The following is an 18,192-nucleotide window of genomic DNA, read 5'->3' as shown; positions in this document are numbered from 1 at the left end:
TCTTAAGCTCTCTGCTTTTTTCTTGATATAACTTCTCTATCATTTTTTTGCACCATGTATTATAATTCCTGACGAAATTCCAACTGCATTATCAAAGTTTTCAAATTTTACTCCTAAAGATGAAATTCTATTTGCATCGCTATTTTTGGCACTTTCGTAACTTTTTACTATTCCCAAACTTTTTTCTCCAGCTTCACTTCCTCTTGAAACAGCTGGTAAATTAGATTCTCCGTCTTTATCTATTGCTCCTGTTGGTATTGCTTTGGAAGTGAGTTTACTTGCTACACTTCTTGCTACTGCTGGATTAACATCTATTTTTGCCATATTTACTCTCCCTTTATTTATTATTTTATTAACTGTAATTGTTTTGCTATTCCCGCTTCAAACAGTATTCCGTCTCCAAAGTTTACCTTATCTTTTCCAAATGGTATTGGGAAGATACTTTGATATCCTTGTGGACTTAGTAGTAAACCATCTTTTGATTGTTTTATCCACCTTGTTAATTCGTCTGGTCCTTGTAGTTTTCCTACTGTTGCTGTTGTTACTAGTGTTATTCCTACACTTCCCAGTCTTTGGAATAGTTCTGTTATTTCTTTTTTGCTTTTTTCTTCCATTGCATAGAAGTCGTCTAATTCGTCTACAAATATATAGTATTCTATCATTTCTTTTACTATGCTTTGTGGTGTTTTACCTGTTTGTGTTTTTAATGTTTCTCTTAAATGTTCTTCTCTACTTGCTACTTCTTCTTCTAGTTCGTCTATATATGTTACAAAGTGGTCTTTGTCTTTTATATATTCTACTTTGTCGTTTGAGTGGTAGCTATACAACTCCATTTTCTTTGAGTCGAATATTACTACTTTTGCTTCTTTTTCTACTGCTTGTTCTATTAATGTTTTTAGGTTGTGTGTCTTTCCTTTTTGCGATTCTCCAAATATTAGGAATGGATTTTTAAACCTGCTTAATCCTGTTAATGTCACTGTTTCTTTTTCCAGTCCTAAGTACAAGTCGGAATTATCTTTTGGATATTTGTTTAGGTCGTTCTTTGTTAATTCTTCTGGAAGTATTGGTATGTGAGGTGCTTCTTCTGTTTCTCTTTCTCTTATTTCTTGTACCATTTCTTGTACTTCTCTAATATATGATAATTCATCTTCTGCCTTTGCCATACTGTATATTTGCATTGTACTTATTAAGTCGTCTTTTTTTATTAATGACCTTCCTTTTATTTCTCCTAGTTTGTATGGACTTCGTCCTATTAGTGTCATTATTTCTGTTGGCTCAAAGTTAAACCCTGCTATTTTTTGTTTAAAGTTATTTAGTGTTGCTATTCTTACGGCATTTGACCTTGTTGCTGTTATTACAAAGTATATTCCTAAACTAGAGCCATCTCTCGTTATTTTTGTAAAGTATTCTTCTTCTTCAAATCCCATTTCTTTTATTGCGTCGTAATTATCAATTAATATTACTATTATAGGCAGTTTTTCATCACTTAACTGGTTGTAGGTAAGTATATTTTGTGCCATTTTCTGTGCCAATTTTTTCTTTCTTGTTCCAATTTCTTGTAATATTAAAGTTTTAAACTTCCTGTAGCGTTCTTCGTCATCTAATCCTATATATTCTGCTGTATGTGGTAAGTTTCTTAGACTTATTAATGCGTTACTTCCAAAGTCTAGTATATACAGGTATGTTTCTTTTACTTCATATCTTTTTGCTAAACTCAAGGCTACTGTTGTTAAAAATACTGACTTACCGTATCCACTTGATGCAATGTATGCTATATTACCATCTCTTAATCCATTCCAAATGTAGCTTTCTTGTGTTTGGGTTTCTGGTATATCTAATAGTCCTAATGGTATAGACAAGTCTTCGTGTTTTTCGTGTAGGTAGTTTGTTTCTTCTACTACTGGTGATTGTATATGTTTCTTTAGTGAAGGCAACCAAGGTTTTTGTATTTCTACTGTTTCTTGTTTATCATATATTTCTGATATATGTTTTATGGTTGCGTCTAATTGTGTTTCTTTTGACTTGTTTTCTTCTTTACTTCCGCTTAAGTCTTGGTTTATTAATTGTCCTTGTCCAAGTTCATTTACAAGATATACTCTGTTGTCCATTGTAACTTCTTTTTGTTGATCTTTTACATAGATTGCACCACTCCAAGCTGATTGGAACAGTTCATATATTTCGTTATTTCCTACTTGTAAGTATGCTCGTCCTGGTTGCACTATACTTGCTGCGTCTGGCGTTTTTAATATTTCTTTACTGTCTGACTCGTCTTGTACTTTTAATGCTAGTTTAAATTTAGAGTTTGACCAAATTTGGTCGTCTACTACTCCGCTTGGTTTTTGCGTTGCTAGGATTAAATGTACTCCTAAACTTCTACCAATTCTTGCTGCTGAAACAAGTTCTTTCATAAATTCTGGTTGTTCTTTTTTTAGCTCTGCAAATTCGTCACTTATTAGGAAAAGGTGAGGTATTGGTTCTTCTACTTTTCCTTCTTTAAATAGTTCATTATAACCATTTATATGGTTTACTCCATTTGCACTAAATAGTCTTTGGCGTCTTTCTAACTCACTTTTTATTGATGCCATTGCTCTCATACTTTCACTACCATCTAGGTTTGTTATTGTTCCCATTAGATGAGGAAGGTCTTTAAACAGGCTTGCCATTCCTCCACCTTTGTAGTCTATTAACAAGAATCCCACTTCATAAGGGTGAAAGTTTATTGCTAATGATAAAATATATGACTGTATTATTTCAGATTTACCTGAACCTGTTGTTCCCGCTACTAAACCATGTGGTCCATGAGCTTTTTCATGTAGGTTAAGTGATACTATGTCGTTTTCTGCTCTAACTCCTAATGGTACATCTAATGATTTATGTGATGAATGTGACGTCCACCTGTCTAAAATATTAAATTCTTCTGGTTTTGACACTCCATACAGTTCAAAGAAGTTAATTGATTCTGGTATTTGACTTGCCATTCCTTGAACATGTGTTATTACACTTAAGTTACGGCTCATTTTTTCTAAGTCTGTATCTCCTAGCCTTGGTAATTTAACCGTTTCGTTTCTTACTTCTTTTTCTTCTAATAACAAACGTCCTGTTGTTGAGTCTTCTAATAGAAGTATCGTATTAATATTTTCCGGTAAATTTTCTTGAAGATAACTTGTATATATAATTGAGAAGTCAAGATTTCCAGCTCTTCTATTTAAAAATTCCATAATGAAATGATCCATTACTAGTTTTGGTTCGTCTATTACAAATAAATAGTGTGGTGCAAATTTCGAATCTTTTTTACTTTCTTCGGCTATTTGCTCCCTATCTTTTAGTATTTGATTTAAACTATTTAATATTTGATCTCTTGTTCTTTCAGAGTTTATTATTCCCCTTACGTTTAATAAGTGTATTTTTGTGTGAGGAAGCCATCTCATCCATTCAAATTCGTTGTCATATGCTTTGTCATATATCATAATTATTTGTAATTCATGATAGCTATGAAATGTTACTAATTGGCTAATATATAAATTCAATTGTTCGTGTATTACATTTTTATTTCCTATTAATCCCAAATTATTATCTCTTAGTTGTATAACTCTTTCTTTTGTAATTTGAGAGAACGAACTTTTAAGATTTCGAGCTTCTTCTTCTAAGTCGTCATTATCTAGTACAAGTTCTGTCTCTTTAACTTCTATTGGGTATGTTACATGGCTTTCTTGTTTTCCTATAGAAATATTCAAAAAGTCATCATCTGTATTAACTCTTTCATAAAGACGATGATTGTAATTGTTTATTAACTCACTCTGCTCTTTTATACTAGGGTAATTGTAATGATATGCTTCTTTTTCCTGTTCTAGTGTTTCATATAATTCTTTACGCTTTTTTAAAAGATATTTTTTATATAAATGATTTCTCTTTTTGTTTGTTTCTTTTCTAGTTTTCTTATCATTAAAATATCTCACTATCGCCATAATAGTAGTAACCGTTGCTCCAGCTACAGAAATTAACAAGTACATCCCTCTACCTAGCATAACTCCTACACCTACTGTTACTGTTGCCATGGCTAATGGTGGTAGTATTGTCTGTAAAAGGCCGGAGGTGCTAATTCCTGCTTTTTGAGGTGGTGCTTTTATTTCAACTTTTTCAGTCGGAACTCTCTTTACTATTCTGGGAGATCTTTTGTAATAAGGATAACCTTCAAAATAATCTTTTTTTATTTCTTCTACTAAAATTGTAGAATACTTCTTTCTATCACCTATTATTTGAATATTGTCTTTGAATATAATTATTTTTATTTCATCTTTTACAAAAAATAGTACATCACCAATTTCATAATTAAACTGTTTTTCTGCTAATTTAAATTGATTTAAATATACACACTCATTTGTTAAATCACCTTCAACTGATATACTATTTTCTTCAACTTTTAACATTAAATTTGTTTTTAATTGTACATCTCCTACTCTTCCTATAAATAATGTTGCATTTGAAATAGTATTAAATGTATGGCTTTCCTTTAAAATATAAATTATATTTTCATCATTTTCCTCTAACTGTTTAATCCAAGGTTCAGTTGATGGAAATTCTTTATAATATTCATCTCTTAATGCAATTACTAATTCGTTCAATCTATTTATTCCTCCTTACCAGCTTCTGTAGGCTTTGTTTCTGAAGGCGGTTTTTGTCCACCATTTTTATTTATTTCATCAATAGCTTCTTTTTGTTTATCTTCTTCATAATTAATTCCTAATTTGTCAGCTATGTCCTTTATTTTCCCATCTAATTGATTAAGTTTTTCAGCTTTCTTAGTGCCTTCTAAAGATTTATCTTGTGATACATTTTCCCTTTCCTGAAGATATGCATATAATAACAGTTGATTATCTGACAATGACATAGCAATTTCCTCAGCACTCTCAGCTTCTAGTCTACCTAGATGAATCCAATAATCCATTACAACTTCTGAACCTTCTGGAACTATTTTAGACAAAATTATTTCCTTTGCCTCATTACTAAAAGTATCTATAGACTGACTTCTTACATAAGCAGATGCTAAAATATATTTTTCTGATTTTTTTAATGCTTCTACTTCTATATTCTCCAATGATTCTATAACTTTTACGTAATCTTTCTCTATAAATGCCCTTTCTGCTACTAACGCATTCTCTTGCGGTGGATTAACCCAAAGCATTTCTCTAATGTATAAAGCACTAATTACAAATGTTGTAATACCCAAAATTATTAAAGCAATTTTCATAATCTTATTAGGAGTTTTCTTTACTTCTATAATGTTATTTTCATAATACTCATTAAAAGAATCTTGCTTTTTTATTAAATCCACATATGAATCATCTAGACTTTTCCAATCTATTAGAGATTTTGTGATTTCACTTTCTTCCAATAGTTCTATTCCACCATTAAATAATTCGTCATAAGAATACTTATCTTGTAATAAAGCTCCTGCTAAAGCTTGAAATGACCTCAGTACATTTTTTTCTGAAAATTCATCTTTTCTCAAATCTCTCTTTAAAACTCTTACAATTCCTTGTTTGTCTATATAGAAATTTTCTGGTAACATCCAGATATCATACTGTTTTTCTTTAATTATTATTTGTTCAATTTGTATTAAAGCACTAAATCTACCATTCCAATCTTTTACATTGATTTCTTCAACTGGTCTATGTCCTTCTACTTTGAAAATAAACTCAAAAAATTCCACTTCTTCTTTTATCTCACATGGAAGGAAGTGGTCTGATGTTGTTTGAAGCTGATTAATTTCAAAGAAGTTTTTTGCATTTAAGTCAATTTTTCTTTCTTTAATAGATAATTCATCTATATGTAATTTTATTTCTTTATTTTCTTCTTCATCTTTCTTTTTTTTAATTATTTTATTTTTCTTCAATTTTAATTCTCCTTTTTCATCTACAATATAAAATAAGGTTATTACAATAACCTTTTATTGAATAAAAATCTCTAAACTATCTCCATTTTCAATATTTGCCTGCTTAAAAGTATAGTAAGGATTTATAATAGTCTCTAAACGCCAAGATTTTATTAGCACTTGTGTCTCTTCCCTAAAAAAAATTAACATGTTATTATCTTTTAATACCTTTATAACATCATTAATTCTTTGATTTTCCTTTACAATAATATCCATTTCTTCTTCATTATATTTAAGTGAAATCATTAATGCTTTCAATATATTTTTTCCTTTCTTTACTTTTTTTTCTGTAATATAATACAACGATAACAATACAAATAAAAATTATAAAAATAAATAAATAAATACTAGTCTCTTGTTTTTGTTCCTCGTTATATTCTTTATTCTTTGACAAAATAGTGTTTGAAAAAACCTGCTTCTTAATAGTTTCTATATACTGTCCTGATTCATCCTTTTTCAAAAAAACTTCCTTCTCCATTTCGTCCATTCTTTGTTCATGTTCCTTTATTAAATTAACAGAAGATTCACTAATTTCCTTAGTAAATACTGGTATCTTATATAACTCACTTAAAGAAGGTGCATCGCTTTTACCATCTGTTAAAACATCTAAATTAAAATCTAGTGCATCTCCTTGATTATTATCCTTCATAATTATTTCTCCATATTTAAGGAAAAAAAATGCAAAAACAAATTAATGTTTTCGCATTCTTATTTTCCCCTCGTTGCTAAACGTTCATATTTGCTTGTTTAGATTCTTGGTCAAATCTTTCATAGTTATTCGCATTTGTTATTAAATCATCGCATAGATTATTAATTGCTTCTTTTATTGCTGCGAAACTTGGATCCGCTACTTGGTTAAATCTATCTTGGTAACCACGAGCACCTTCACCTTCCCAAATACCATCAACTAATTGGTTTACCATGTTAACCAATGTTGTTTTAGCATCTTCTAAGCTTTGTTCTCCAGTATTTCTCATAGAATTAGCGTGACCTTGAACCTCACTAGGGTCAATTTTCATATGTGACATAATTATTCCTCCTATCCATTAATTTATTTATAATAACATCTGCTCAGATGAAATTACCATTTTAACTTAGTTTTTTTCTTTTTAGAAATAAATATAATTATTGCTACTGTAATCAAAATCAATAATATAAATATAATTGCAAAAACTTTAATAAATTTATTGTCTGAAGTCTTCTTTTCTACTTTGTTTTTATCTATATCATTATTGTCTGCTTTGTTAGTATCTAATAATCTATTTTTTGATTCTATATCCTCACTAATTGTAAGTGGTGATACTATATATTGGTAAACATAGTAATTTGGTATATCTCCTTCTTTTGCATAAGCCAGTTTGCTTGTTATTGGACTTAAAAGCAACTTATTTTGATCCATCAAAGAAGTTAATGTTTCTTTTGCTGAAGACAACCCTCCTGTTACCTTATCTGCTCCTTCTTCTGTAGCTTTTTGAGCTTCATCCAATAAAGATACTTGATTCTCTCCATACAACATATAATTTTCCAACATATTTTCACTCATTTTGACAATATGCTCTGCCGTTTTACTTTGTATAGACGAATTATTTTCTTGCATTGAAGTAAATTTTTCGTTCAATGAAGCCTGATCTAAAGAAGAAAACGGGTCATATTCTCTAATCTTATTAATGAAATTATCTGTTTCTTTTGTTAATTCATCAGTCTTTTCTATCAATTTTTCATTTAAAGAATCTGTTTCTTCTTTAAGTTTATCTGCAACTTTTAACTTAAGACCATCTTTTACACTTTCTATAATAGCTTCTCGCTTTTCTTCTCTTAGAGGGTTTCCTTCATTATCAACTGCAAGTTTTTCAAGTTTCTCTATAGATTTTACAGCAGCTTCTAGTCTGTCTTTTCCTTTATCTTTAATATCTTCTACCATTGAATTTGTTGCTTCATCTTTAATAAAGTTTACTGCGCTGTATTTTGGTATAATATCTGTAATTTTATCCCTATGAGTTTTCGGATTGTTTATATCTATATTCTTTCCATCTTTATCTTTAATAATAATACTTGTATTTTCAGTTGTATTAATTTCTGATAACTCATCTACACCAGTATTAATAATATTTATAACGTCCTCAGGCTTTAACATATACATAACCTCTTGAGTATTAGGATCTGTAACCTCCGTCATAGTATATGATCTACTGTCTCCATTGCTGTTTCTTAACACTAATAAATTATTATCAATATTAGCTTTTGCTATGTCCTTTTTAGTATTTCCTAGCTTAATATCTAAAGAACTATAATATTCTACAAGTTCCATTACTTGTTCATCATATGGAGAACCTTCTTCCTTGTAATAGTGGTCTACACTCTGAATTACTGACTTAATATTTAAAAACTCAGAACCTGTTACTTGACCTGCCCATATAGCTGCATTATCAAGATAGTCTTGCAATTCTTTAGAAATCTCTTCAACAGCATCTTCATACTTAAACTTAGATTTATCTTCACTATCATAACCTATTTTTACTTGTGAAAATTCTTCTAAGGACTCTTGAGCTCGCTCTATCAAGTTATTACCTTGTAAAACTATATCTGTAACTATTCCTTGTCCGGTTTCAAGTCCAGATTGATACTCAGAAATCATACTTTCTAACAAAGTCCCATTTTGGCTTACTTCATTCTCAATATCAACTGTTTCCACAAAAGGATTTGGTTCTTTAAGCTCTGGTATATTCATATTCGCCAGTAAATCTGCTGGTTCGACTAATAGCAAAGCTTCATTTCCTTTAGTATTATTTGTAAGAACAGTTCCTATAGCTGTCTGTGCTCCTTGAAACTCTTCTAAAATACTATTTACATATAAATAACTAACCCCATTGTTTAATTCATCAGTATATTCATCAATTTCTTCTCTTACTTTCAAATTTACTTCTTCATTAAGATTATCACTAATTGTATAAGCTATTTTTGACTTTTGAATATCATTATTTAAACTTTCAACATTATTAGAAAAAGTGGATGGTATTACAATATATGCCCCATACTTTCCTGAAGAAATCCCTCTTTTTGCTTCCTCTAAACTCGTACTATAAAAATTATTTGATGGAAATCTCGAAATCTCTGAAGCGTAATTTATTAATTTATCGTTCTTAATAATACCTTCATCCAAATTGACTACAGCTATTATCCTACTGGTATTTTCCTGTTCTGAAACATTCGAAGAGTTAACTAAACTATTAACTTCTCTTTCCTTAGCAACATTGCCTTTTGACCCTATAATAAATCCGATAATCCCCATTAATAATGCCAATAAAGCAATTAATAATATCTGTATTTTTTTGTTCTTCATTTCCCCACCCTATATTCATAATAAAAATCATATATTATAGTTAAATTGTTTGTTTATTATACTGTTTTAAAAATATGTAATTGTATAACTTCAATATTAAATATAATATTATATATACCATTATACCAACTATATGGTTTAATTCAATATTTTTATTTATATTTTATTATTTTGATATATATATTTCTTTCTGTATTATTATAAATATAAAAGAAAGAAGCTCTTTAATTAAAGGGCTTCTTTCTTTTATATTTATTGCTTACTTTCATCTGTAAACATTGCTACTACTTCTTCTGGTGTTGGCTTACTTGCAAATACTATTTTAATAATTCCAAACTTTTCATTTTTAAATTTTATTAACTCTGGAAATCTATTATATAATTATTTATTTTCTTTTGGTAAAGCAGGTGTTGATATGTATATTTCTAAAATACCATCATCTTCAAATCTCTCAAAAAATACTTGTTCACCATTATCATCTTCATAATCATATTCTTTCAAGTTATTTTCTTTATAAAACTTATTCCATAATTCTTCTGCATCATAAATAGAAGATGAATAATTTTAATTTTCTTCTATCTATATTTAAATTTGTTATTTTTTATTTAAAGCTGATAAAATATTATTATACCGTCACAAACATATTCACTTTTATGTTACTAGTATAAAGGAGGTTAATTATGATATCTTTTTTGCTTAATTTAGTGGGAAATAGCACTAAAAAATTCAATAATTTATATAAGAAGTATAAAAATTATATTTTTGTTATTTGCAATAATATTTTAAATGATTTGAGTTTATCTGAAGATGCTACACAAGACACATTTATTTCTATAAATAATAATTTAAAAAAAGTTGAAGATATTAATTCTAATAGAACAAAAGGATACATCGCTATTATTGCTAGGCATAAAGCTATTGATTTATATAACAAGAAAAATAATATAGTTTTTGTAGAAGATGAAATTTTCTCTAATAATGGTGTAGAAATTGACCCTTTAGAAAATATGTACTATGAAAATCTACTAAATTTAATTAGGAACTTAAAAGTTGAATATAGTAATATTCTTATGCTTAGATTCGTTCATGAAATGGAGTATAAAGAAATTGCTATCACCATAGGTATTAGTGAAAGTGCTGCTCGAAAAAGAGTAGAGCGTGCTAAAAAAGCTTTACAAACAGCTTTGGAAGGTGACAATAATGAATAATAAATTTGAAGATAAATTAAAAAAGGCTTTAACTGAATATGAAAAAGAAATAGTTGAAACTGCTGAAAAAAATTCTAAAAACCGAAAAGTTTCTATTATAAGTAAGAAGCGTATTAAGTATATGATTGGAATTGCTGCTATTTTTATTTTATTAATTCCTTCTGTATTTATAAGTAAAGGTTTAATAAGAAATAATGATAGTTTCTATAGTGAGGATCAATCTAATAAACCTATGTCAAAAGAAATTTTGCCTAATTCTGAGCAATCATCTCCAGAAAAACCTATTAATCCAGAAGATGATCTAATTAGAAATACTAACACAGGTGTACTTGAACAAAAATTTATAGAAAATATCGATATGTCTATTGAAACTTTGCATTTTGATGAAACAGTGGCTAAACTTGAAGAGATAATGAAAAATAGTGGCGGATTTGTAGAATCTCAAGATATAGATAATAAAAAAAGCTCTAGCTCATTTGGCAGAACTGCTTATTATATTTATCGAATTCCTATTGATAAAACTACTAAATTTACTGATGAACTCAAAAAATTAGATATTAATGTTTTAAATAGTAATAAAACCCTTACTAATATTACTAATGACTATAGCAATTTAGAAAAAGATTTAGATCTTGTTAATTCAAAAATAGACAGTTTAAAAAGTATTCTTTCCAAAGCTACTTCTCTATCTGATATTATTGAATTAGAAAATAAAATTCAAGAAGTAATTTCAGAAAAAAAAGAGTTAGAGCTAAAATTAAGTAACTTAAATAAAGATATTAAATACAGTACTGTAAAAATAAATTTAAGTGAAATAGAAAAAAATAATGCAAAAAATTCAACTAATGGTTTTGGAGTTAGAATAAAAGAAGCTTTTGAAAATTCTTTTTCAACTTTTATTATGTTTATTCAAAATATAATTATAACTTTAATAAATATTTTCCCATTTTTAATTATTGCTATTGTAATATCTATAGTTATATTAATAAAACTTAAAAAAAGAAAAAAATAAAGAGAAAAATCCTCTTTATTTTTTTCTTTCACTATAATTTACTTTAGGTTGAAATTAAAAGCTTTATCTTTACTTCCTTGACTAAATTTAAAATCTAAATTATAATATAGACTTGCATGGAGAATTGTCCGAGCTGGCTGAAGGAGCACGATTGGAAATCGTGTAGGCGTGATGAGCGTCTCAAGGGTTCAAATCCCTTATTCTCCGCCATGCACTAGACGGGGAACTAGCGATGCCCTGTAACCTGCAATCGCTACAGCAGGGTTGAATTCCCAGCCTCGGCCTAGTAAGTTTTAGGTCCGCCCTAGAAAAGTGGTGTTGACAAATGGGTCTTACGCAACAGGAATCTATGAATCTGGTCAGATCAGGAATGAAGCAGCCATAAGTAGACACTCTTGTGTGCCGTAAGGAAGCCTGTTTCGAGCTAACTAGCTAGGTAACGCTATAGTTTACTATGTCAAAGCTGGGTGTGCTTACATATAAAAATACCATCGAGAAAATTCCGATGGTATTTTTTAATTAAATTTATTTAATATTTTCATACATCTATAATAAAGTTTAGGATTATTTAAAATATTTATATATAATTTGTTCTTTGCTCTTGTTCCTATTTGATATGCCATTTGAATAGGATCGTAATATGGCTGTTTTCCTTCAACCTTGTACTTTAACTTACCTGTATAGTCATATATAAAATTGTTATCTAAGTTTAAAAATACATTCTCAAATTCCTGTCCTATTATACTATGTGCTGATTTTTCTGTTTGTACATTTAACTTTGATAGAGGATCTTTTTCAGCATAAATAGTATAATTAATTAGTTCACAATTCTTCGTTTCATTTAAATACATAGAATAATCTATCATATCTTCTATCTCTTTAAAATAATTGACTATTATATTATTAAATTCAATATATTCTTTTTTATACTTTCTTATACTAAATAATACCTTTATAAATTCTTCTATTTCCATATTACTTCTTATATTTGTTGTCAATACACTGGAAATATAATTCTCTGTTATTTTTTTTATGTTACTTAAAATATACTCTGACATATCTTCTTCTGTAGTATTATTTCTTCCCATTGTCTGTCTAGGATCTAAAGAAAAAATGCAAGTTTTCCTATTTGTTCTTGTATAATCAAATATTCTATCTACTTGTTCTCTTTCTAGTCTTTGTGATTCGTCAAAAATTAAAATATCTATATCGTCACTAAATACTTTTTCTAATTCAGTAATCTTTCTTATGTACCAATTTTTCTCTATAAGCTTTTTATGACCTTCATTTAATTTCCCCACATGTATAATTCCAACTTTTTTGTTTTTTAACATCAAGGTTTTGGCTATGTCATATACCATTAGGGATTTCCCTGTTCCTGAACCACCTTCAATATTATAGTAATTAAATTTATTCTTATAATAATCCCTTAGTATCTGATTCTTTATATAATTTTGGTGATCTGTTAAAAAATAATTGTCTTCCAAAAACTTTTCTGTCGAATTAAAAGGAGAAACTAAGTAGTTTGATGGATTAAACAATTTATTAATATCTAGACTCAATACTTGTGATAAGTTTTCTGTTAATATTTTTTTTAATTCAGGAAATTCAATTCGTTTAATTTTAAAATTTTCTAGTTTATATAAAGTATTAGTTTCCTCAATAAATGAGAATATCTCCATGTTTTTATTTAAGAAACTCAAATAGTATGCATTTTGAATTAACTGTTTTTTTATTCTATCTTCCGTTGCTATCGATTTTAATTCAATATTGATGACTCTATTTTCTTCTATTCTAATCAAGTCAAATTCCTTAGAAATTTGAGGAATAGTATACCCAATATAAAAACTATCATAGTATCTTGAGGATAATTTTAAATTTTTCATTAAAGCGTTAATAGATTTTATTTCTTCATTTTTTATTGAAATACCATAATTAACCTTAGCCAAATCTAAAATGTTTTTTGAACTATTAATTTGTGAAATTAATCCAAATGTTTTTAAATTAACTGGATATCTAACCATATCTATCTCCTACTTGATTATTTGCTTCATTATACAACAAAAGCTATGTTTATAAAACATAGCTTTGCAATTACTATTATAGTAACTTTTAATAAAATTTAAAACTTGCTATCTTTGTTATTTACTCTCATATTAAGCTCTTATTCTATCTTTTAAAGTTTTTATTTCTATATATTAGAAATTTATATTTTATTCCTTCATATTCACGTTCTTCAGATTCTTCAATTACTTCCCAATTATCCAATTTATCTAAATTAGGATAATATACGTCAGCATCAAACTCTGCTTCAATTTTAGTTATTAAACTATATTCAACATAATCTAACATTTCTCTGAAAATTTGAGCTCCACCAATATTGTAAACTCTATCTGGATTATACTTTCCTATTTCTTTTAATGCTTCTTGAACTGAATGAACAACTACAATATTTTCATCTTTAATATCTTTACTTGTTAATACTATATTTAGCCTGTTTTTTAAAGGTCTTCCTCCTGGTAGAGAGTCTAATGTATTTTTGCCCATAAACACAATATTTCCAGTAGTTTCTTCCTTAAAAAACTTAACATCTTCTGGTATTCTAATTAAAAGATCATTATTCTTTCCTATTCCCCAATTCTTATCTACAGCTACTAAATCTTTCATACTGCACCTGTACCTTTCTATTTATAGCCTATTGGTTTCCTTTATTAAAATATACCCTTTTTAAATTATAATTAATTTTTAATTTAATTTTTTATATATTAAATACTTGTATTTTATGCCATTATATTCGTATTCTTCAGACTCTTCAGCTATTTCCCAATTATCTAATTTATCTAAATTAGGATAGTAAGTATCAGCTTCAAAAGATTCATCAATTTCTGTTACAATACATTCTGAGCAGTAGTTTAAAAGTTGTTTATACACAGATGCTCCTCCAACTACTAGCACGTCATCTGGATTATATTTTTTTAATTCTTTTAGTAGCTCCTCTATTGAAGAAACTAATATAACATCTTTATCTATCTCATTTTTACTACTAATTACAATATTAGTTCTTCCTTTTAATGGATTCCCTCCTGGAAAAGAATCTAGGGTATTTTTCCCCATAACAACAACTTTATTTTTTGTTTGTTTAATAAAATGTTTCATATCATCTGGTATAGAAATTAATAAATCATTGTTTTTTCCTATTCCCCAATTTATGTCAACTGCTACTATAGACTTCATTACTCCTCCAAACTAAACCTCTTCTTTTATTTCTCTCAACTCTTTAGTTATCAAAAACTCTTCTTCATTTTCTATATTTTGAATTATTAATTTTTCAGCTATTTTTTCTGCTCTCTTTGAAGGTATTATTAAAGTACCATACAGTTTTTTCTTTCTTATCTGTAGCTTATCTACTTCCTTTTGAATATTAACAGCAGAATTTAAATTATATGTAATCTCATACAATATAGAAATTGCTCTCTCTTTCAGTTCATTTATACTTTCTGCATCATTACTTGTAATGGTATTTAATTTGTAGTTGTCTGCTGAATTATCCATACACGCTAATACTAAGGGAATAGCTGAAGTAATTGCTGTTAAAATCTTCAAAATTTCTGAATTTATAAAAATAGATAATGTCACTCCTATAATTACAAAAGTTGTAAAAATAATTTTGCATACTTTTATAGCTTTTATTTTTCGAATATACAAATCACTTTGCACTTCTTGGACTTTATAACTTAATGATAATTTTTCTATCAATTTTTTAACTTCATTGTGTTGTTTTATCTGTAAATTTTTCATAGTCACCTCTAATAATAAGTTTACTAAATATTACAATATTTTAAAGGCAAATAAAGACTAAGTTTATACCTAGTCTTTATTTGCCTTTTATAATATTTTCTATGTCTGAATCATATGTTCCAACTATAGCTTCTTCAGTTGTCGTATAAAGTAAACAAATTCTTTCATTGTTATAAAAAGCTATATCTCCTCGACTAACTAGGTTGTCAAATAAAAAACCACCTTTTTTAGTTCTGAAAAAGAATTTTTGATTTCTCAGAAAAGAAAATATTTCTTTAGTTGATTTTAACTTTATCATTTCAGAAATATCTCCACCATCTTGTGTCCCTGCCCATCTCCTTACAGGATATTGATCAATAATACTATCTTTTATAATATTGTAAAATTCTGTATCATACTCACTTTCTTGTCCTTTATATTTAAAATTAGCAATTTCAATATATTCTGTTTTATCTTCTAAAATATCTAAAATATTTTTATAATTATCTTTTAAATTTCTAAATTCATTCTCTAATTCATCATCATATTTATTTACTACTATCACAATATTTCCTCCTCTACTTTTTTATACACAACATTTATACCTAAAGAAAAAAATTCGAAATAAAATAAATAAAAAATTATTCTTCTTAACCTTAATATCTTTGATAAAGATATATTATTAGCTTACTATTTAATTTTATTATTTAATATAGAGTTTAATTACTTTTATTATGTATATCTATTGTCACTAAAAATAACTAATGTTAATTAATGTAGTTATCTTATTAATGTTCTTCATCGTCTACTTTTCTTGCAATATCCAAATAATTATACAAAGTATACTTAGATATACCCAAATATTCTCTAATTTGATCTCCAGATTTTGTTATTAAAAATGCTCCTCTATCATCGAAGAATTTTAAAGCCCTTATTTTTTCTTCTTTAGTCATTAAGCTTCCTGGTTTTCCTATATAGTTTTGACACTGCTGTATCAAGTGATCTATTATCTCACCAACGTTATTTGCAAAAAATTCTGGCTCATCTTTTGATTTAACATTATTAAACATCATAGCATCATCTATAATATTTTTAGCCATCATCAAATCACTAATATCATAATTAACACATAATGCCCCTATAACCTTATCTTTTTCGTCTCTCAAGAAAACTGTAGAAGAACGAAGTAATTTCCCATCTTTTGTTTGTGTTATGTAGCTAAATTCGTCACCATCTTTTTTTTTACCTGACAAAACTTGTAAGCCTAAATTACTACCTGATCCTCCTACTTCTCTATTTGTTATATGCCCATTTTCTATTGATATAATTGTATGATTATAATCTTTTGTCAAGTCATGTAAGATTACTTCACATTTCGATCCAAATTGTTCTGATATCATCTTTACAATACGATTTAAATTATTAAATTCACTATTTACATTTTTCATTCTTTCCACCTCTGAAATTTCACTATAAACATTATAATGCATAAACTATAATTTTTTATCTACCAAAAATAAACTACCCAATATGTTTATTCTTATATAAGCATTCAATACTTTATATTATAGTTTAAATTATCATAATATCAATTTAAATTAAAATATCATAAAAACTTTTTTTTATATTGACAAACAAAAAGTCTTTTTGTATAATCCAATTATAGTAGTAAAGACAACTCTATATGAAAATAAGAAGGTGCTTAGTATGATTAATAAAGAAAGGCTTTTTGAATTAGTATCAAGTCTTTTAAGCTTTGATACTTCTAATCCTCCCGGAAATGAAACTATTTGTGCTGAATTTTTAGAAGAATATCTTAATAAATATAATTTTAAAACAAAATTACAAGTTAATCCCAACAACCCTAGTAGAGCAAATCTAATTGCTTCTATTGGTAATGAAAATGGAAAAACATTAATTTATAATGGTCATTTAGATGTTGTCCCTGTCTCTCAAGATTGGATTAGTAATCCTTTTAAAGCTGATATACGTGGTGAAAACCTTTACGCTCGTGGTGCATGTGATATGAAGGGTGGAATAGCAACCATGATTGAAGCTGCAATTGAATTAATAGAGTCTGACTTTGATTTTAAAAATGGTCAACTAATTCTTTTATTTGTCTATGATGAAGAACTTCACGATTTAGGAGTTAAACAATACATAGCATCTCCTGATTTTGTAAAAGCAGATTTTGCTGTTATTAGTGAACCTTCTAATTTAGATTTATGTATTGCTCATCGTGGAGTTGTAAGATACATATTGTCCATATTTGGCAAGAGCTGTCATGCTGGCGTTCCACATAAAGGAATTAATGCTATATCAAATGCAAGCCTTGCTATAGAAACTTTAAAGCCACTTATGGAAAAAATTTCAAAACAAACTCACGAAGTACTCCCTCCTTCAACTCTTACTCCAACTACTATACACGGTGGCGAAAAAGATAATATTGTTCCTGGAAAAATAGATATCCAAATAGACCGAAGAACTCTGCCTGGTGAAACTATTGATTTTTGCCAATCCCAAATTGTAGAAATTATGGAAAATATAAAAAACAAAAATAAAGAATTTGAATATGAAATTAAACCATATGTTCATGTAAATCCTGGTTATGTAGCTAAAAATAGTGAAATTGTTAATATTTTTTCAAATACTTTTTATAAAACTTTTAGAAAAGATGTTATTATAAAAGACTTTAGTGGATGTAATGATCAAAACTTCTTTATTGATGCAGGTGTTCCAACTGTTGTATTTGGTCCTGGTAGTCTTGATATAGCACATACAGTTAATGAATATGTACCTTTAAATGATTTAGAAAAAGCTACTCTTTTTTTCAAACAATTAGCCAAAGATGTACTTAGCTAACTAAACTTTATATTGTAGGAGGTTTATAATGAATAATAATAATAACAAAAAAAGTCAAGAC

General features: G+C 27.8%; 16 protein-coding genes, 1 tRNA gene and 1 other RNA gene. 5 read left to right on the top strand and 13 right to left on the bottom strand.

Annotated features, from left to right (window positions below):
* Positions 1 to 39 precede the first annotated feature (39 nt).
* The 7 genes from CS899_RS07845 to CS899_RS07815 all read right to left on the bottom strand — a co-directional run bounded on the left by CS899_RS07845 (position 40) and on the right by CS899_RS07815 (position 9,272).
* Positions 40 to 324, bottom strand: a complete 285-nt coding sequence (locus CS899_RS07845; protein ID WP_100065633.1) for a TIGR04197 family type VII secretion effector — start codon at positions 322 to 324, stop codon at positions 40 to 42.
* Positions 325 to 344: 20 nt separating this feature from the next.
* Entirely contained in the window at positions 345 to 4,622 is a 4,278-nt protein-coding gene (gene essC / locus CS899_RS07840; protein ID WP_100065632.1) for a type VII secretion protein EssC, read from the bottom strand.
* A gap of 5 nt (positions 4,623 to 4,627) precedes the next feature.
* On the bottom strand, positions 4,628 to 5,893 hold the full coding sequence (locus tag CS899_RS07835) for a type VII secretion protein EssB/YukC (RefSeq protein ID WP_164995891.1): 1,266 nt from the start codon (positions 5,891 to 5,893) through the stop codon (positions 4,628 to 4,630).
* Between the two features lie 54 nt (positions 5,894 to 5,947).
* Complete coding sequence (locus CS899_RS07830) at positions 5,948 to 6,190, bottom strand: hypothetical protein (RefSeq protein ID WP_100065630.1); 243 nt, start codon at positions 6,188 to 6,190, stop codon at positions 5,948 to 5,950.
* On the bottom strand, positions 6,165 to 6,581 hold the full coding sequence (locus tag CS899_RS07825) for a hypothetical protein (protein ID WP_100065629.1): 417 nt from the start codon (positions 6,579 to 6,581) through the stop codon (positions 6,165 to 6,167). Before CS899_RS07825 ends, CS899_RS07830 begins: the two co-directional genes overlap by 26 nt.
* 76 nt (positions 6,582 to 6,657) lie before the next feature.
* Positions 6,658 to 6,960, bottom strand: coding sequence for a WXG100 family type VII secretion target (locus CS899_RS07820; RefSeq protein WP_100065628.1), 303 nt, complete (start codon positions 6,958 to 6,960; stop codon positions 6,658 to 6,660).
* Positions 6,961 to 7,013: 53 nt separating this feature from the next.
* The gene (locus CS899_RS07815; RefSeq protein WP_100065627.1) at positions 7,014 to 9,272 is read right to left on the bottom strand and encodes a YhgE/Pip domain-containing protein; all 2,259 of its coding nucleotides are present in this window, start codon (positions 9,270 to 9,272) and stop codon (positions 7,014 to 7,016) included.
* Between the two features lie 680 nt (positions 9,273 to 9,952).
* On the opposite strand from CS899_RS07815, the gene CS899_RS07810 reads away from it, so the two are divergent.
* The 4 genes from CS899_RS07810 to ffs all read left to right on the top strand — a co-directional run bounded on the left by CS899_RS07810 (position 9,953) and on the right by ffs (position 11,967).
* Positions 9,953 to 10,480: an RNA polymerase sigma factor gene (locus CS899_RS07810; protein ID WP_100065626.1), complete on the top strand. Its 528-nt coding sequence runs from the start codon at positions 9,953 to 9,955 to the stop codon at positions 10,478 to 10,480.
* A complete protein-coding gene (locus tag CS899_RS07805) occupies positions 10,473 to 11,492 on the top strand; it encodes a DUF4349 domain-containing protein (RefSeq protein WP_100065625.1) in 1,020 nt (339 codons plus the stop codon). The genes CS899_RS07810 and CS899_RS07805 overlap by 8 nt, the downstream gene beginning before the upstream one ends.
* A 118-nt stretch (positions 11,493 to 11,610) precedes the next feature.
* Positions 11,611 to 11,702: transfer RNA gene (locus CS899_RS07800), tRNA-Ser, on the top strand.
* An RNA gene (gene ffs, locus CS899_RS07795) (signal recognition particle sRNA large type) lies at positions 11,702 to 11,967 on the top strand. Before CS899_RS07800 ends, ffs begins: the two co-directional genes overlap by 1 nt.
* Before the next feature lie 40 nt (positions 11,968 to 12,007).
* Here the strand turns inward: ffs and CS899_RS07790 are convergent.
* From CS899_RS07790 to CS899_RS07765, 6 genes are all read right to left on the bottom strand, one after another.
* The gene (locus CS899_RS07790) at positions 12,008 to 13,516 is read right to left on the bottom strand and encodes a DNA/RNA helicase domain-containing protein (RefSeq protein ID WP_100065624.1); all 1,509 of its coding nucleotides are present in this window, start codon (positions 13,514 to 13,516) and stop codon (positions 12,008 to 12,010) included.
* Between the two features lie 145 nt (positions 13,517 to 13,661).
* A complete protein-coding gene (locus CS899_RS07785) occupies positions 13,662 to 14,159 on the bottom strand; it encodes a dihydrofolate reductase (RefSeq protein ID WP_100065623.1) in 498 nt (165 codons plus the stop codon).
* Positions 14,160 to 14,237: 78 nt separating this feature from the next.
* Entirely contained in the window at positions 14,238 to 14,726 is a 489-nt protein-coding gene (locus CS899_RS07780) for a dihydrofolate reductase (RefSeq protein WP_100065622.1), read from the bottom strand.
* A gap of 12 nt (positions 14,727 to 14,738) precedes the next feature.
* Positions 14,739 to 15,290 (bottom strand): hypothetical protein, encoded by a 552-nt coding sequence (locus CS899_RS07775; RefSeq protein ID WP_100065621.1) that lies wholly within the window; start codon positions 15,288 to 15,290, stop codon positions 14,739 to 14,741.
* Between the two features lie 76 nt (positions 15,291 to 15,366).
* Positions 15,367 to 15,834, bottom strand: a complete 468-nt coding sequence (locus CS899_RS07770; RefSeq protein WP_100065620.1) for a hypothetical protein — start codon at positions 15,832 to 15,834, stop codon at positions 15,367 to 15,369.
* Between the two features lie 223 nt (positions 15,835 to 16,057).
* Complete coding sequence (locus CS899_RS07765) at positions 16,058 to 16,717, bottom strand: helix-turn-helix transcriptional regulator (protein ID WP_100065619.1); 660 nt, start codon at positions 16,715 to 16,717, stop codon at positions 16,058 to 16,060.
* Between the two features lie 199 nt (positions 16,718 to 16,916).
* On the opposite strand from CS899_RS07765, the gene CS899_RS07760 reads away from it, so the two are divergent.
* Entirely contained in the window at positions 16,917 to 18,131 is a 1,215-nt protein-coding gene (locus CS899_RS07760) for a M20 family metallopeptidase (RefSeq protein ID WP_129582293.1), read from the top strand.
* Positions 18,132 to 18,192 lie beyond the last annotated feature (61 nt).

This window comes from Miniphocaeibacter massiliensis (genome assembly GCF_900232905.1).
In the GTDB taxonomy this organism is placed as follows: Bacteria; Bacillota; Clostridia; order Tissierellales; family Peptoniphilaceae; genus Miniphocaeibacter; species Miniphocaeibacter massiliensis.
This window is presented reverse-complemented; position numbering and strand designations above follow the sequence as displayed.

Bases quoted from the DNA above. Each gene is read 5' to 3' on its own strand.
- CS899_RS07785 (WP_100065623.1), bottom strand. From the start codon at position 14,159: ATGAAAGATTTAGTAGCTGTAGATAAGAATTGGGGAATAGGAAAGAAT.
- CS899_RS07810 (WP_100065626.1), top strand. From the start codon at position 9,953: ATGATATCTTTTTTGCTTAATTTAGTGGGAAATAGCACTAAAAAATTC.
- CS899_RS07820 (WP_100065628.1), bottom strand. From the start codon at position 6,960: ATGTCACATATGAAAATTGACCCTAGTGAGGTTCAAGGTCACGCTAAT.
- CS899_RS07765 (WP_100065619.1), bottom strand. From the start codon at position 16,717: ATGAAAAATGTAAATAGTGAATTTAATAATTTAAATCGTATTGTAAAG.
- CS899_RS07775 (WP_100065621.1), bottom strand. From the start codon at position 15,290: ATGAAAAATTTACAGATAAAACAACACAATGAAGTTAAAAAATTGATA.
- CS899_RS07780 (WP_100065622.1), bottom strand. From the start codon at position 14,726: ATGAAGTCTATAGTAGCAGTTGACATAAATTGGGGAATAGGAAAAAAC.
- CS899_RS07790 (WP_100065624.1), bottom strand. From the start codon at position 13,516: ATGGTTAGATATCCAGTTAATTTAAAAACATTTGGATTAATTTCACAA.
- CS899_RS07825 (WP_100065629.1), bottom strand. From the start codon at position 6,581: ATGAAGGATAATAATCAAGGAGATGCACTAGATTTTAATTTAGATGTT.
- CS899_RS07845 (WP_100065633.1), bottom strand. From the start codon at position 324: ATGGCAAAAATAGATGTTAATCCAGCAGTAGCAAGAAGTGTAGCAAGT.
- CS899_RS07815 (WP_100065627.1), bottom strand. From the start codon at position 9,272: ATGAAGAACAAAAAAATACAGATATTATTAATTGCTTTATTGGCATTA.
- CS899_RS07805 (WP_100065625.1), top strand. From the start codon at position 10,473: ATGAATAATAAATTTGAAGATAAATTAAAAAAGGCTTTAACTGAATAT.